The organism is Citrobacter farmeri, assembly GCF_019048065.1.
GTDB lineage: Bacteria > Pseudomonadota > Gammaproteobacteria > Enterobacterales > Enterobacteriaceae > Citrobacter_A > Citrobacter_A farmeri.
In genome coordinates this window covers 2,542,958-2,558,429 of the sequence record NZ_CP077291.1, presented here as the reverse complement: position 1 = coordinate 2,558,429, position 15,472 = coordinate 2,542,958, and the positions used below count along the sequence as shown (strand labels likewise).

Genomic DNA, 15,472 nt, shown 5'->3' with positions numbered 1-15,472 from the left:
CGTTGGGCTCAGTTCAGGGCTTTTTTCAGATGTTCAGCCAGTTCGGCAATGGCTTCCGGCGAATCGTTATCCAGAATGATGTGCTTACGTGCCGTTTGTGGCGGTACGGTGATAGCGACCAGTTCCGCACGCGGCGCCCCCCGGCTCCAGTTGATATCGCTTGCCTGCCACGCGTGCACCGGTTTTTTCCCGGCGCCAAGGATGGCTTTCATGGAGGGGATGCGCGGGACGTTAATATCCGATGTGACGCAAAGCACTGCAGGAAGTGACAGTTCGATCACTTCAACGTCTTCTTCCAGCGTGCGTTCTACAACCAGCTTGTCGCCCTGACGCTGGAGGCTGCTAACGGCGTTAATCGTCGGCAGCTGCAGGATCTCACCGACCAGCAGGCCAACCTGCTGCGCATAAAGGTCGCCAGAGCCTTCGCCAAACAGGATCAGATCGAATCCGATTTTTTCCACTGTGGCCGCGATAGCCTGGGCGGTATCTTTCGGCAGCGCGTGTTCCAGTTGCGCATCCTGCATCAGGTACAGCGCGTGCGGCCCACGGGAAAGCACATCCTTACGCACTTTTGAGTTCTGCAATAATGAACCGCCCACGGTCAGCGCAGCGATCTCATCCTCCGCGTCGCTGGCCAATTGTGTTGCGGCCTCGATGGCGTTGAGGTCGAACTGGCTGATTTTGGTGTCTGCATTGTCAAAGCTGAGCGCTTGCTCGGGCGTCACTACAATGTCCTGTTCTTCAGGCACCAGCTTAAAGCAGGTTATTATTTTCATGGCATCTCCTGTGAGTCGCATACCGACAGTGACGGTCAGGCCACCCCGGCGGAAAGTGAAAATTGACTGGAATTAGTGTGCGACAGACAGTGGCTTTTTATCGACGGAGCAATCTGTTTTCGTTTCCAGGTATCTTGCAAAAAAAGTGGGATCGCTCATGCAAAAGAAATGGGCAGAAAATCATTTGAGAAAATCAGACATATTATCTTGCAGGTGAGGGAAATAATCTTGTTTTGCTCCCACTAAATACAGTTGTATAACCGCCGTACTCGCTTTATTTTATCCCTATTATATTGTTCAGGATTACTATCTGCTTGTGGAGGTTGTCATGTATCAACGCTGCTTTGATAATGCAATGGAAAGCCTTTTTGACCAGGGTAAGACCCCGCGATTTTCCCGATTCGTTATTAGTGATGATCCTCGTTGGGAGTCCGGTCATCACGTTCATGATAATGAGACAGAGCTGATTTACGTTAAAAAAGGCATGGTCAGATTAATTATCGACTCTTCACTTTATGTGGCTCACGAAGATGATATCGTCGTGGTGGAGCGGGGACGACTGCATGCCGTGACATCGGATGTAAACGCGCCAGCCACTACCTACACCTGCGCACTGTACGGCTTTCGCTTTCAGGGGTGGGAAGAAAATCAATTGCTGCAATCGCATTCCACTCCGGTGGTTGCCGTCGGTCAGGGTAAAGAGGTGATAAAGAGTATTTTTAATGAACTCAGCGTGATGTTGCCGCAAAGTAAAAATGGACTGACGTCATCCGTCTGCGATGCATTTGCCTATGCGTTGACGGTACTCTTTCACGAAAACTTTAAAAATGCTTATCGTTCAGAACAGGGGCATATTAAAAAAGATGTTCTGATTAAAGATATTTTGGTCTATCTCAATAATAACTATCGGGAGAAAATTACGCTTGAGCAGTTATCAAAGAAATTTCGTGCCAGCGTCAGCTATATTTGCCACGAATTTACCCGTGAGTACCATATTTCACCGATCAATTATGTGATTCAGCGGCGAATGACTGAAGCGAAATTTGCGCTGACCAATACCGATTATTCGCAGGCCGAAATTTCCTGGCGCGTCGGATACGAGAATGTCGACCACTTCGCGAAGCTGTTTCTGCGTCACGTCGGCTGCTCGCCAGGCGATTATCGCAAACAGTTTAAAAACAGTCTGGCAGAGCAGGCCTGCTTGTTGTCTGACGCCTGAGTTTTTATTCCATTCTCCATAAGCCGACGAATTGCCGGATAGCGGTGCGTGCACCGTATCCGGCCAGGCGTTTACTTGTTCTGATAATCCTTCAGGATCTGCCGACCTGCGACATAAATCATGATCTCATCCGTTCCGCCGCCAATACGTTCGCAACGTACATCGCGCCAGAATCGGGAGACGCGCGCTTCGTCGGTATAACCCAGCCCGCCCATAATCTGGATCGCATCGTCAATCACTTCCATCGCTGTACGGGCGCAGTACAGTTTCGCCAGGGCGGCACTGGTACGCAGCGACTGTTCCTGATCGGCCTGCCATGCAACCTTCAGCACCATATTGCGCATATTGTCGACTTTGATTGCCATCAGCGCCAGTTTTTCCTGGATCATCTGGTTATGTCCAATCGGTTTACCAAACGCGATGCGCTGGTTGGCATAGCGCGCGGCATCCTCAAAGGCGCATTCGGCAAAACCGGTACTGCGCGCGGCGTTGATCAGGCGTTCCATCTCAAAGTTGTACATCACGTTGAGAAAGCCCATGCCTTCCTCGCCCACCATGTCGCTTTCATCCACCTCGACGTTGTCGAGATAGACTTCACACGTGCTGAGCATGTGCCAGCCGATTTTGTGCAACGGGTTGATTTTGATCCCCGGCTTGTTGGACTCCACCCACCAGAGGGTAAAGGCCTTCTTCGGATCTTTCGGTTCCGGATCGCGCGCCAGCACCAGCATATACGGGTACTCTTTTGCGCCAGTAATAAATGTCTTCTGGCCGTTCAGATAAACCTTGCCGTCTTTGCGCGTGTAGCTGGTGGTGGCGCTGTTGTTATCAGAACCCGCCCCCGGCTCGGTTAACGCCAGCGCATAGGCCGGGTCACCGGTCTCCAGCGTACTTTCCGCCGTTTTCCGCAGTTGTTCCGGCGAGCCGAAACGACGCATGCTGTGAATACACTGACCGTTGGTGATCAAAAAGGCCGGAGCGCCGCATTTTGACACCTCCATCAGGGCCAGCATTTGTGTCACGTAGTCTGCCGGAATACCGCCGAACTCTTCCGGTACGCCCAGCATGGAAATACCGTTATCGGCCAACGCGCGCATAAATTCTCTGGGGTAGGTCGCCGTCTGATCGCAGGTACGGAAATATTCTTCCGGAAAATTGCTGGTGATCAGTTCCCGAATACTGGCAAGCAGCAGCTCTTGCTCTTCGGTTAAAGAAAAGTCCATCATCGTACTCCTTTTAATTAGCCGCTTCCGGCAGTTCAAAACCCATGGTGGCGTCGATAAATAATCTTTCATCCATCAGTTTCAGGTCTGGCGAAATAACCGGAGCGAAATCCATTTTGGCCAGAATATCGCGCTCCAGATCCACCCCAGGGGCAATTTCAATAAGATGCAGACCGTCCTCTTTTAGCGTAAATACCGCGCGTTCGGTGATATAACGCACGTCCAGCCCACGCTCGAGCGCGATCTTTCCGCTGAAGGTTATTTCCGGCAATTCGCTGATGAATTTATTCACCCGGCCTTCCTGGACGATGGTTAATTTACCGTCGGCGACCTCTGTTTTCAGACTGCCGGCGGTTAGCGTGCCGCAGAAAACAATTTTCTTCGAGGTGGCGCTGATATCGATAAAGCCGCCGGTGCCCATGATTTTGCCATTGAATTTATGTACCCCGACGTTGCCGTGACGGTCGACTTCCGCAAAGCTCAGATAGCAAACGTCCAGTCCTCCACCGTGGTAGAAGTCAAACTGCGAGGTCATATCAAGAATGGCGCGGGTGTTGACGTTTGCACCGAAGGCTACCCCCTGTGAGGTGATACCGCCAACGGGGCCGGTTTCGACGGTCAGCACAAAGTCATCCGCACAGCCTTCTTCTCGGGCCACCAGCCCAATGCCATCCGCAATGCCGACGCCGACGTTGCCCACTGCGCCTTTACGCATCTCATACAGAGCACGGCGGGCAACCAGTTTGCGCTGGTTGAGGGGCAGGGAGAGTTGAGTGCTGTCGTCGAGGGTGAAATCGCCTGAGATAAAACGGTTCACCGGCGCGCCGCCGTACAGTTGCGTCTGGTCAGGATCGACAACCACGATATCCACCAGATAACCGGGAATACGCACGGATTTGGGATGCAGCGTGGCTTTCTTGACCATCTTCTGCACCTGCATCATGACGATGCCGCCGTGGTTGTGTACCGCCTGAGCGAGCACCAGCGCGTCGAGATACATCACCTCATCTTCAAACGAGGCGTAGCCTTCGCTGTCGCAGGTGGTGGCGCGGATAAACGCCACGGTGGGCGCAATCGCTTTGTAGTAGAGGTATTCTTTGTTATCAATCTCCACCAGCTTGATGAGATCTTCTTTAGTGACCTCATTGAGCTTGCCACCCTGTTGACGCGGGTCAACGAACGTACCAATCCCGATATCGCTGAGGATCCCTGGCTGGTGGGCGGCTGAAGCGCGCAGCGCCTGAGTCAGCACGCCCTGCGGATAGTTATAGGCGGCAATTTTATTCTGTTCCGCTAAATCTGAAATGCGCGGCGACTGGCCCCAGTGTCCGCACAGAGCCCATTTCACCAGCCCTTCCTGGGCCAGAGGACTGATGCCGCGATCGGCGCGGTCGCCCAGACCGGTCGGACTGATAATTGATAAATTACGCGGCGTTTGCGTTTGTTTATATTTATCGGCTAATGCGGTAATTAAGGTGGTGGCTTCCAGAATGCCGCCGCCAGCGCCTAATATACATAATACATCTTCATCTTTAATATAATTCACCGCGTCCTGGGCCGAGAGCACAGGCACGCGACCATTAACGCGTGGTGGTCTTTCAGGTTTCATATTAACTCCTGGGTGCCCGGCAGAAACCCTACGCAGAGACATTCAGGCGCAGGGGTTCGCTGAATATTCATGTGAAATATTCATTGTGGGGCGAAATTTATATTCTACGGCGGGAGAAAACCGTCCCGCCTTTATTTAACGTATTAAGCCTGATGTAAAATCGTTAATACCGTACGCAGGTCGCTAACGGATATTTGTCCGGGCGCAGAGGCCTTTTTAACCGCGCCAAAGGTCGCGGCAGAACCAAAGACTTCACCCGCCAGGCGCGAAATCACACCGGTTTTCGACATCGACATGGTGATCACCGGACGATCAGCGTACTGCTCCTGCATTTTCAGCGTGGCGGAAAGCAGCGTCAGAACATCGCTACGGCTCTGGGGCATCAGGGCGATCTTCGGAATATCGGCTCCCAGCTCCTGCATTTTGCGCAGTCGTGACACGATCTCTTCTTCTGCTGGCGTCTTGTGGAAATCATGGTTGGACATGATCACGTTGACGTTTTTGCTGTGCGCATAGTCAACCGTCGCCTTGACCAGCTCATCACCGGTAAACAGTTCGAGATCGATCATATCCACCAGACCGCTGTCGACAGCCGCGCGATTCAGTGCGATATAGGCCTCAGTCGAAATAGCTTGTTCACCCCCTTCATTCGCGCTGCGGAAGGTAAACAGCAGGGGAGTTACAGGCATCTCGGCACGGATCGCGCGGATAGCCTCCAGCACGGCATCGGCAGAGGCAACATCGGTGAAATGGTCAACGCGCCACTCCAGAATGTCGAAATCCGCGTCACGATAGGCCTGCGCTTCTGAACGGACGCTGGCGATATCTTTGCCCATCAGCGAGACGATTATTTTTGGAGCCCCTTCGCCAATCACGAGGTTTTTTACGGTTACGGTTTTCATTTAATACCTTTTATCAGTCTTAGTTCCTGGCCGTCAGGCCGCAAACCCCATCACCTGTTTTACGTATTCCAGCGGGAAATCTTTTCCGGTCCACAGTTTGAACTGTTCAGCACCTTGCCACAACAACATGCCGTAACCATCGATTGTTTTGCAACCGGCTTGTTGCGCCTGTTGCAGTAACTTCGTCATATGTGGGTTGTAAACGCATTCGGTGACCAGCAGTTCCGGACGTAGCAGACTTGCGTCGCTGACGATGGATTCATTCTCTAACGGCTTCATACCGACTTTGGTGCCGTTGGTGAGAATATCCGCCGTCGCCAGCGCGTCCGCAAAGGCCTGCTGGTCGGCAAGGTCCGTCACTGTCACTACGCAGTCCGTGTTTTCATTCACTCGCCTGGCGAAATCCAGCGCTTTCTGGAAGAACTCATCATTACGGTTAAAGAGTTTAATCTCTTTGATTCCCTCAATGGCCGCCTGCGCCCCGATGGCAGTAGATGCACCACCGGCACCCAGTAATACCATCGTTTTACCCCTGATATCGAAGCCACTCTCTTTAATCGCGCGAATGTGACCTGTGCCGTCGGTATTGTAACCGCGCAGATAACCGTCATCATTGACGATAGTATTAATGGCACCCACCAGTTTCGCCGCAGGGGTGAGTTCATCTACAAACTCACAGGCCAGTTGTTTATTAGGCATCGATACGCCGGTTCCGCGCATTTTTAACGCTTTCAGCCCCTCGATAGCGCCCGCGAAGGTGCTGTTGTCGACCTCAAAGGCCATATAGGTAAACGGCAATCCGGCTTTCTCTAACGCCTTATTTTGCATTTCAGGCGACAGACTGTGTCTGATGGGGTAGGCCATTAAGCCGATCAGTTCATATTTCGCGGTTACATCCATAACATAACTCCTTAAATTGTCGCTTAACTTTTTGTTGAAAAATAACGTTCGCCCAGACGGATATCGTTTTGCGGAATATTGAAGACCCGGTAATAGCGAATAAAGACGATAATGGCGGTGATGAATGCCAACAGGGCAAAAACGAAATCCAGTAAAATGATGTATTGCAGGCCGATGGTGGAGAGGTAACCGGTAATCAGCGGAATAACAAAATTCGCGAGTCCGCCCATCATCATATAAACGCTGGTGACTTTGGCTTTACTCTTCGGAAAGAATTCCGACATCACCGACACGCCCAGCTGTAAAATCCCGCCCGCTGCGGAGAAGCCAATCACAAACGCGCCCGCGTTACATACCAGCGGTGACGGCCAGAGATAAATGACGGCAGCGGTCACGGTCGCCAGTCCGGCATTAAAGACATTAGCCCAGATGGGGCGAACCATTTTTTTCAGCAGTGCGGCAAATATAAAGACGCAGACCAGTGAACCCAGGCTGTAATACGTGATGGTTTTCAGCGCATCCGCTTCTTCCATTCCGGCGAACGCCATGGCGTACTTCGGCATCCAGACCACGATGACATAGAAGGTAGAAAATGCGGCCACGCCAAACATGACAGAAGCCACCCCTTCCAGCCAGACCAGCGGTTTGCTGTTCATCTGCGGCAACTCTTTGGCGACGCTGGCATCCACCAACTGGCCGGGGAATTTACTGCGCAGTAGCATCAGGGTAATCAGCACAAACAGCACGCCAGGAATGATCACGCCATAGCCGTACCAGATATTGTTGAGCAGCATATAGCCGACCAGCATCGGATAGAGCATCTGTCCGAAGGAGACCATAGCCTTGACCAGGATCACCGCTGAGCCAGACGCTTTCGGGAAACATTCCATCAGTGCCGGATAGCCTCCGGTGTCGAGTGCAGAGTTAGCTACACCAACGCATACGGCGAGCACAAAGGCCACCATCAGATTGGGACTGGCAGGGATGCCGAAGAAAAAGAGAATGTATAACGCCGCGCCCAGCAGAATGATCGCCCGACGACCAAATTTATCCGACAGGACGCCAAAAAACAGAATACTGACCAGACGACCCAGGCCGATACCAGAAATTAAATAGGCGATCCCCGCGCTATCGGTAGAAAACTTAGCGGCGAGAGAGGTCATATTTTGCGCCAGCGTAATGACGCTAATGCCGTGGAGAAAATAGCTGAGATAAATACAGATGACCGCCAGGAAAAATGGCGTACTGAAGGCCTTATTCTGTGACATTTTTTCAAAGCTCCTTGCCGGTTAATTTAATTCTGTTTTCGCCAGTATTTTTATCTCCGGCGATTTTTCACTAATATACGGCTGTGCAACGACATGAACTACATAACATGACGTTTTCATTACCAGGTATTTTGCAGACGAAAGTGTGAAATCCCACTTCTCCTGCGACGTTTTGCTGATGTTATTGACGTTATACAAACTATATTGCAGTCAGCGATAACAATATTGCATGTAGCGGATTCCGCCTTATTCCGCTAAAGGTGATATCAGCAATTGACGTTTTGTTTCGAGACGACTGCGATAGCCGATAAATAACGCCAGCAGGAAACCCACGGCGGCAATACCGGTATCAAACCACATAATATCGGCGATGCTCCTTTGTGAAAGATGGGCCGTCACCAGCGGGATTGTGAAGGTGGCAATGCTGCCTGCACTGTAATAAATGCCGGTGGCTTTCCCTTTGGCATGTGGGAAGCGAGCTGCCATCAGGGTCAAGCCTATCTGTACCACTCCTCCGGCTGACGAAAAGCCGATCACAAAGGCAAAGACAATGACAACATACATCGTCGGATGCAGGCACACGGTCAACAGCGCGATAAACGAGACGAAGGTGTACAGCATCAGCAAGGTGGTTGAACGTACCGTTTTGCGTACCAGCGGGGCGGTAATCAATACGCAAAGCAACGAACCACAGGTATAAATACTCAGTAATTTTATCGACAGGGTATACGACATGCCGGCGACAAACTGGCCGTATTGCGCCAGCCACTGGCTGATGAGATAAAACGTGGCCATTGAGATATAGCCATACAGGGTATAGCTGGCCAGGTCGATAAGCGCGCAGCGATGTTTTTCTGCCGGTCGTTGTTCATGCGCCGGCGCGACCGGTTTGACGCGACGCCCCGGATGCGGCGGAAAGGTGCAGCGCAGTAAAAACAGACCGTTAATCAACATGATCGCAGCGGCAACGATAAATGACCAGCCAAACCACAGTTCCGCCCAGACGAGCAGACTGATAATGATAGGGAGTAAAAACTGTCCGCCGGAGACAAAGGCCTTAATCAGGATATTGGCGGTGCTCGGTGAAGAGGGAAAGGCCTCCATCAGGCTGGGATAGGTACCCGCGTCCAGAAAACTGTTCGCCATGCCGGCGAGAACCCCGAACGCATAAGCGATGATAATGTTATGGGTCGTCAGGATGCCGAAAAAGAATGCCACATAGCAGAGCATCCCCAGGATAATAAAGGGCCTGCGGCCAAATCGATCGGACAGCAATCCGGCGCAAAACAGAACGCTTAAGCGCCCGATGCCTAATGAGGAGATCACGACAGACACACCGGCGGCATTTGTCTGCCACTGTTGTTCGAGGGATGCCATGTTGAGACTCATCAGGATGACTCCCATGCCATGCACCAGGTAATTGAGATACAGCCCCATCGCGGTGGGGAAATAGTGATTTTTCATGATGCCTGCTCAGCGAAATTGCTAATGATTTTCCCTGGTACGGGTTAAATACCCGTGCCTTAAAAAGTATAATCAGTCTGTTTATTTGAAGTTTCTTAGTATGAATCGCCAGTGGCAGGGAATACGTGGTCTAACACAATCGTTCCAGGTCGTGGGCATAGAGTTCGGCAGCAACGGATTGATAAATTTTCCAGTCAAGAAAACTGCCATCACGATAGACTGACTGGAAATCGGTTAAATCAGAAAAGAAACGCATAGTATTATTGCCAATGCGATTGTTTATCTTCTCTATAATGGCATTAATACGTAGTTTTCTTTTTCTGCGCATTTCCAGCAGCGTTTCAACAACTGCGGGAGGCAGTTCACATTCGCCATTTTCCCACTGCTGCCAGATGGCGGCATTATAATCTGGTGCAATCCATGACACGCACTCTTCAATGGTCATTGCAAAAACTTGACGTAATGCCTGTAGTTCATAAGCGTTCATCATTGAATGACCCCATATTAAAAAACAATAAAGCATAAATAACACTATTAAGCAGATTTCGGCATGAAGAGAGTCACAATATCTTGTGCAATATTCTTTGTTATAAATATGTGAATGCAGAAAATAACCGGGAAAAATGTATCACCGACAAAAAAAGGCATGTCAGGTGGAAGAATAAAAAACATCCCGCGGACCAGCATCAATCGAGGTGAATCAAGGCAGAATGGGTCAGCGCTGTTATCGCGAAATGTTTCAACGCTTAATCATTAAAGAGTAAAACGCGCATATTCAAGCTGATTCACGATGCAATTTTATTGGAACGTCCTGACGGCGTTAAGCATGAGGAATGTAGCCTTGCAGAATGAGAAATAAATGTATTCTGTGACCGGTACGCGAGACAGAAGAGAAGGCGTTGGCAATGTTTTTCTTACCTAAGATTCTTCCCATTCTGCTGGAGGGATGAGGTGACAGCCTGGTGCTGACAACGCCACTGACGAAATAACAGAGAAGACATTATCCGGAGGGTGTAAAAACCGCGCCATCAGATAAAAAAAAAGCCCATCGTGGGAGATGGGCAAAGACTACACACAGCAATTCGTTGTTTCACTCAGGGGATTTCCATGCTTATAAATCAATGCCTTGATCTATAACCGTGAGCTAATAGTAGGGTATCAGACGTTTTAGCGTCGATCAGATTCGTCTCAATAGTTTAAAAACTGTAAAGAATTTGCGACACAAATCCGGGATGATGATGTGGTAAGCGGAGCTACAGATACGTTGCGGTACGCGATTGATTAACGAAATTAAACAATCAGGCGACCGGAGTCGCCTGATATCGTTTTATTTTTTAAGGCCTTCGATTTCGTTCAGTTCCTCGAGGAGTTCCTCTGGCTTGCTGGTTGGTGCTGGCGCTTCGCTTACCCAGGCGGAAAACAGTCGCCATGAAACGGCCAGCAGTACCGGACCAATAAACAAACCAATCATGCCAAACGCAATCAGACCGCCAATGACGCCGGAGAGGATCAGAATCAACGGCAAATCTGCACCCATGCGGATCAGCATCGGGCGAATCACGTTATCCAGCGTCCCTACCACGCAACTCCACGCCAGCAGCACGCTTCCCCAGGTGGTATCGCCAGTCCAGTAAAGCCAGATAATGGCTGGAATGAGAACCGGTAACGGCCCCAGTTGTACCAGGCAGGAGAGAATCATCACCACGGAGAGGAGCGTGGCGTACGGTACCCCGGAAACGGCCAGACCAATGCCACCCAGCACCGCCTGCACCAGCGCAGTGACGACCACGCCCAGCGCCACCGCACGGATAGCCTGAGCGGCCAACAGCATTGCCGCGTCGCCACGTTTTGCGGCAAGACGATAGGCAAAATGACGAATACCGAGCGCCACCGTCTCACCACGCCAGTACAGCAGGGCGCTGAATAGCAGCATCAGGCCACAGTGCATCATAAAGCGACCAATGTGAGCGGCCTGACCAACAAACCAGGTGGTCGTGGTGCCGATGTACGGCCGCACCTTCGCCATGATCGCCGTGCCCCCCATATCCAGCAGGTTATGCCAGCCGGCATACAGTTTCGCGCCGACCAGTGGAATGCTGTTCAGCCAGGCCAGATCCGGTAACGTCATGTCGCCGCTCGTAACGGCGTGAATCAGCGGTCCACTGCCATCAACGATGCTGTTAACCAGTAGCGCAATCGGGATCACAAACAGCAGTACTAATAAAAGGGTCATCACCAGAACCGCCAGCGAACGGCGGCCCCAGAGCAATTTTTGCAGGCGGAGTAAAACCGGCCAGGTTGCGATGACGATAGTCCCGGCCCAGGCAAAGCCCAGAATAAAAGGTTGAACAATCCAGAGACACGCCACAATCATGATGGCTAAAAACAGCACCGACAGCAGCACTTGTGCGATATCCCTGGGCTGATGAATATTGACCATAAACTCTTTCACCTATGTAGTGCGTCAGAACGTTGACGCGACGTGACCGCGTGAAACACCTCTCATAATGATGAGCAATTTCAGCGGTTTTTGACAGGCGGATTCTGCCAGTATTTCTGTTGGGTGTATTAGAAAAAAATGTGATACAACAATATGCAAACGATTAACTCCGACAACACACAGACCGCAGGAAAGGGTCACGATAATGATTCCACAAATTTCTCAGGCACCCGGCGTCGTTCAGCTGGTGCTCAATTTTTTGCAAGAGCTGGAGCAACAAGGATTTACCGGCGATACGGCGACCAGTTATGCCGATCGTCTGACGATGTCGACAGATAATAGTATCTATCAACTTCTCCCGGATGCCGTGGTTTTCCCCCGTTCAACGGCCGATGTGGCGCTGATTGCCCGCCTGGCCGCGCAGCCACGCTTTACGTCGTTGATTTTCACCCCACGCGGCGGCGGTACTGGCACCAATGGCCAGGCACTGAACCAGGGCATCATCGTTGATATGTCCCGCTATATGAGCCGCATCATTGAAATCAACCCGGAAGAGGGCTGGGTGCGGGTTGAAGCCGGCGTGATCAAAGATCAACTGAATCAGTATTTGAAGCCGTATGGCTATTTTTTTGCTCCGGAACTGTCCACCAGTAACCGGGCGACACTTGGCGGAATGATTAATACCGACGCCTCCGGACAGGGGTCGCTGGTCTATGGTAAGACATCCGATCACGTGCTGGGCGTGCGGGCAGTGCTGCTGGGCGGCGATATTCTCGACACGCAGCCGCTGCCGGTCGAACTGGCACAGACGCTTGGTCAGAGCAACACCGCCATTGGCCGTATTTATCGCACCGTGTTTGAGCGCTGCCGCGAAAAACGTCAGTTAATCATTGATAAATTCCCCAAACTGAACCGTTTCCTGACGGGCTACGATTTGCGTCATGTTTTTAACGATGACATGAGCAAATTCGACTTGACCCGGATTCTCACCGGTTCGGAAGGGACGCTGGCGTTCATTACGGAAGCGCAACTGGACATCACGCCGCTGCCGAAAGTGCGCCGACTGGTGAACGTGAAATACGATTCTTTTGACTCCGCGCTGCGAAATGCGCCGTTCATGGTGGATGCGCGCGCGCTGTCGGTGGAGACGGTTGACTCAAAAGTGCTGAATCTGGCGCGTGAAGACATCGTCTGGCATTCAGTGAGCGAACTGATTACCGACGTCCCGGATAAAGAGATGCTTGGCCTGAACATTGTCGAATTTGCTGGTGATGATGAAGCGGCGATCGACGGACAGGTGGCGTCCCTGTGCGAGCGCCTGGATGAGCTGATTGCCCGTGAAGAGGCGGGCGTGATTGGCTGGCAGTTATGTACTGAACTGGCGGGCGTTGAGCGTATCTACGCGATGCGTAAAAAGGCTGTGGGGCTGCTGGGAAATGCGAAAGGGGCGGCAAAACCGATCCCGTTTGCCGAGGACACCTGCGTGCCGCCGGAACATCTTGCCGACTACATCGCAGAATTTCGCGCATTGCTTGATAGCCACGGCCTGAGCTACGGCATGTTCGGCCACGTCGACGCCGGGGTGCTGCATGTGCGGCCTGCACTGGATATGTGCGACCCGCAGCAGGAAATGCTGATGAAGCAAATTTCCGATGAGGTGGTGGCGCTGACGGCGAAATATGGCGGTCTGCTGTGGGGCGAACACGGCAAAGGCTTCCGCGCTGAGTACAGTCCGGCATTTTTCGGCGATGAGCTTTTTGCGGAACTGCGGAAGGTCAAAGCGGCGTTCGATCCGCAAAACCGGCTGAATCCAGGGAAAATTTGTCCGCCGGAAGGTATCGACGCGCCGATGATGAAAGTTGATGCGGTCAAACGGGGTACCTGGGACCGACAAATCCCGCTGGCCGTGCGCCAGACCTGGCGAGGCGCGCTGGAATGTAACGGTAACGGTCTGTGCTTTAACTTTGATGCGAAGAGTCCGATGTGTCCGTCGATGAAAATCAGCCTTAACCGCATTCACTCGCCAAAAGGGCGCGCGACGCTGGTGCGTGAATGGCTGCGTCTGCTGGCGGACCGCGGTGTTGACCCGGTTCGACTGGAAAATGCGCTGGCGAGCAAACGACCCAGTCTGCGCTCTTTGATTTCACGCACCCGTAACACCTGGCATGCCAACAAGGGCGAGTACGATTTCTCGCATGAAGTGAAGGAGGCGATGTCCGGCTGTCTGGCCTGTAAGGCTTGTTCGACCCAGTGTCCGATCAAGATCGACGTCCCGGAATTCCGCTCGCGCTTCCTTCAGCTTTACCATACTCGCTACCTGCGCCCGTTGCGCGACCATCTGGTGGCGACGGTCGAAACCTATGCGCCGCTGATGGCGCGAGCGCCGAAGACCTTCAACTTCTTTATTAATCAGCCGCTGGTACGCAAGCTGTCGGCAAAACATATTGGCATGGTCGATCTGCCGTTGCTGTCGACGCCGTCCCTGCAACAGCAACTGGTCGGCCATCGCTCGGCGAACATGACGCTGGAACAGCTTGAAGCGCTGACGGATGCGCAGAAAGCCAATACGGTGCTGGTGGTGCAGGATCCGTTCACCAGCTATTACGACGCGCAGGTCGTGGCGGATTTTGTCCGTCTGGTCGAAAAACTGGGGATGCAGCCGGTTCTGCTACCGTTTTCGCCAAACGGCAAAGCGCAGCACATCAAAGGCTTCCTGACGCGTTTTGCGAAGACGGCGAAAAAGACCGCTGATTTTTTGAACCGCGTGGCGAAACTGGGTATGCCAATGGTTGGCGTCGATCCGGCGCTGGTGCTCTGCTATCGCGATGAGTACAAACTTGCACTCGGTGAACAGCGCGGCGACTTCCATGTCCAACTCGCCAATGAGTGGCTGGCGACTGCGCTGGCCTCGCACGAACCGCGTGACGTTAGCGGCGAATCCTGGTATTTCTTCGGTCACTGTACCGAAGTGACCGCGCTGCCCGGCGCGCCTGCACAATGGGCGTCGATCTTTGCCCGCTTTGGCGCGAAACTGGAAAATGTCAGCGTGGGGTGTTGCGGTATGGCCGGTACCTACGGGCATGAGGCGAAGAACCATACGAGTTCGCTGGGTATCTACGAGTTGTCGTGGCACCAGGCGATGGAGCGACTGCCACGTAACCGTTGCCTCGCGACGGGATATTCCTGCCGCAGTCAGGTGAAACGCGTCGAAGGCACAGGCGTACGCCATCCTGTGCAGGCATTACTGGAGATTATTGGATGATCTGGAAACGTGAAGTGACCCTTGATGCCCTCAATGCCATGGGCGAAGGCAACATGGTTGGCCTGCTGGATATTCGCTTTGAGCACATCGGCGACGATACGCTTGAAGCGTCAATGCCCGTTGACGGGCGCACGAAGCAGCCGTTTGGCCTGCTACATGGCGGCGCTTCCGTCGTACTCGCAGAAAGCATTGGCTCTGTCGCGGGTTACCTGTGTACTCAGGGCGAGCAGAAGGTAGTGGGGCTGGAGGTCAACGCGAACCACGTTCGTTCCGCACGACAAGGGCGCGTGAAGGGGATCTGTAAAGCGATTCATACCGGCTCCAGGCATCAGGTCTGGCAGATAGACATCTACGACGAGCAACATCGCCTCTGCTGTACCTCGAGGTTGACAACGGCCGTTGTGTGACG

At 52.4% G+C, this 15,472-nt stretch carries 12 protein-coding genes and 1 other RNA gene; 3 read left to right on the top strand and 10 right to left on the bottom strand.

Annotation, left to right across the window (positions count from 1 at the left end; translation table 11 throughout):
- Positions 1 to 8: 8 nt before the first annotated feature.
- Positions 9 to 776 (bottom strand): electron transfer flavoprotein, encoded by a 768-nt coding sequence (locus I6L53_RS12000; RefSeq protein WP_042319330.1) that lies wholly within the window; start codon positions 774 to 776, stop codon positions 9 to 11.
- 328 nt (positions 777 to 1,104) lie between these two features.
- Between I6L53_RS12000 and I6L53_RS11995 the strand changes: the two genes are divergently transcribed.
- Positions 1,105 to 1,995, top strand: a complete 891-nt coding sequence (locus I6L53_RS11995; protein ID WP_042319328.1) for an AraC family transcriptional regulator — start codon at positions 1,105 to 1,107, stop codon at positions 1,993 to 1,995.
- 71 nt (positions 1,996 to 2,066) lie between these two features.
- On the opposite strand, the gene I6L53_RS11990 is transcribed toward I6L53_RS11995, so the two are convergent.
- The 9 genes from I6L53_RS11990 to ydiK all read right to left on the bottom strand — a co-directional run bounded on the left by I6L53_RS11990 (position 2,067) and on the right by ydiK (position 11,801).
- Positions 2,067 to 3,218 (bottom strand): acyl-CoA dehydrogenase, encoded by a 1,152-nt coding sequence (locus I6L53_RS11990; protein ID WP_042319326.1) that lies wholly within the window; start codon positions 3,216 to 3,218, stop codon positions 2,067 to 2,069.
- Between the two features lie 13 nt (positions 3,219 to 3,231).
- On the bottom strand, positions 3,232 to 4,827 hold the full coding sequence (locus I6L53_RS11985; RefSeq protein WP_042319324.1) for an acyl CoA:acetate/3-ketoacid CoA transferase: 1,596 nt from the start codon (positions 4,825 to 4,827) through the stop codon (positions 3,232 to 3,234).
- Positions 4,828 to 4,970: 143 nt separating this feature from the next.
- Positions 4,971 to 5,729, bottom strand: a complete 759-nt coding sequence (gene aroD / locus I6L53_RS11980; RefSeq protein WP_042319322.1) for a type I 3-dehydroquinate dehydratase — start codon at positions 5,727 to 5,729, stop codon at positions 4,971 to 4,973.
- Between the two features lie 33 nt (positions 5,730 to 5,762).
- Positions 5,763 to 6,629 (bottom strand): quinate/shikimate dehydrogenase, encoded by an 867-nt coding sequence (gene ydiB / locus I6L53_RS11975; protein WP_042319319.1) that lies wholly within the window; start codon positions 6,627 to 6,629, stop codon positions 5,763 to 5,765.
- Positions 6,630 to 6,652: 23 nt separating this feature from the next.
- On the bottom strand, positions 6,653 to 7,897 hold the full coding sequence (locus I6L53_RS11970) for an MFS transporter (RefSeq protein ID WP_042319317.1): 1,245 nt from the start codon (positions 7,895 to 7,897) through the stop codon (positions 6,653 to 6,655).
- 246 nt (positions 7,898 to 8,143) lie between these two features.
- On the bottom strand, positions 8,144 to 9,361 hold the full coding sequence (locus tag I6L53_RS11965; RefSeq protein ID WP_042319314.1) for an MFS transporter: 1,218 nt from the start codon (positions 9,359 to 9,361) through the stop codon (positions 8,144 to 8,146).
- 130 nt (positions 9,362 to 9,491) lie between these two features.
- Positions 9,492 to 9,848, bottom strand: a complete 357-nt coding sequence (locus tag I6L53_RS11960; RefSeq protein ID WP_042320058.1) for a YdiL family protein — start codon at positions 9,846 to 9,848, stop codon at positions 9,492 to 9,494.
- Positions 9,849 to 10,394: 546 nt separating this feature from the next.
- Positions 10,395 to 10,502, bottom strand: an RNA gene (gene rprA / locus I6L53_RS11955) — antisense sRNA RprA.
- A 186-nt stretch (positions 10,503 to 10,688) separates the two neighbouring features.
- Entirely contained in the window at positions 10,689 to 11,801 is a 1,113-nt protein-coding gene (ydiK, locus tag I6L53_RS11950; RefSeq protein ID WP_042319311.1) for an AI-2E family transporter YdiK, read from the bottom strand.
- Positions 11,802 to 12,006: 205 nt separating this feature from the next.
- Between ydiK and ydiJ the strand changes: the two genes are divergently transcribed.
- Positions 12,007 to 15,063 carry a D-2-hydroxyglutarate dehydrogenase YdiJ gene (gene ydiJ / locus I6L53_RS11945; protein WP_042319308.1) on the top strand — a complete coding sequence of 1,019 codons (3,057 nt, stop codon included), beginning with the start codon at positions 12,007 to 12,009 and terminating at the stop codon, positions 15,061 to 15,063.
- The gene (menI, locus tag I6L53_RS11940) at positions 15,060 to 15,470 is read left to right on the top strand and encodes a 1,4-dihydroxy-2-naphthoyl-CoA hydrolase (protein ID WP_042319307.1); all 411 of its coding nucleotides are present in this window, start codon (positions 15,060 to 15,062) and stop codon (positions 15,468 to 15,470) included. Before ydiJ ends, menI begins: the two co-directional genes overlap by 4 nt.
- The last annotated feature ends 2 nt before the right edge of the window (positions 15,471 to 15,472 follow it).

Coding starts and splice junctions, on each gene's coding strand:
- I6L53_RS12000 (WP_042319330.1), bottom strand. CDS start 776: ATGAAAATAATAACCTGCTTTAAGCTGGTGCCTGAAGAACAGGACATT.
- I6L53_RS11995 (WP_042319328.1), top strand. CDS start 1,105: ATGTATCAACGCTGCTTTGATAATGCAATGGAAAGCCTTTTTGACCAG.
- I6L53_RS11990 (WP_042319326.1), bottom strand. CDS start 3,218: ATGGACTTTTCTTTAACCGAAGAGCAAGAGCTGCTGCTTGCCAGTATT.
- I6L53_RS11985 (WP_042319324.1), bottom strand. CDS start 4,827: ATGAAACCTGAAAGACCACCACGCGTTAATGGTCGCGTGCCTGTGCTC.
- aroD (WP_042319322.1), bottom strand. CDS start 5,729: ATGAAAACCGTAACCGTAAAAAACCTCGTGATTGGCGAAGGGGCTCCA.
- ydiB (WP_042319319.1), bottom strand. CDS start 6,629: ATGGATGTAACCGCGAAATATGAACTGATCGGCTTAATGGCCTACCCC.
- I6L53_RS11970 (WP_042319317.1), bottom strand. CDS start 7,897: ATGTCACAGAATAAGGCCTTCAGTACGCCATTTTTCCTGGCGGTCATC.
- I6L53_RS11965 (WP_042319314.1), bottom strand. CDS start 9,361: ATGAAAAATCACTATTTCCCCACCGCGATGGGGCTGTATCTCAATTAC.
- I6L53_RS11960 (WP_042320058.1), bottom strand. CDS start 9,848: ATGAACGCTTATGAACTACAGGCATTACGTCAAGTTTTTGCAATGACC.
- ydiK (WP_042319311.1), bottom strand. CDS start 11,801: ATGGTCAATATTCATCAGCCCAGGGATATCGCACAAGTGCTGCTGTCG.
- ydiJ (WP_042319308.1), top strand. CDS start 12,007: ATGATTCCACAAATTTCTCAGGCACCCGGCGTCGTTCAGCTGGTGCTC.
- menI (WP_042319307.1), top strand. CDS start 15,060: ATGATCTGGAAACGTGAAGTGACCCTTGATGCCCTCAATGCCATGGGC.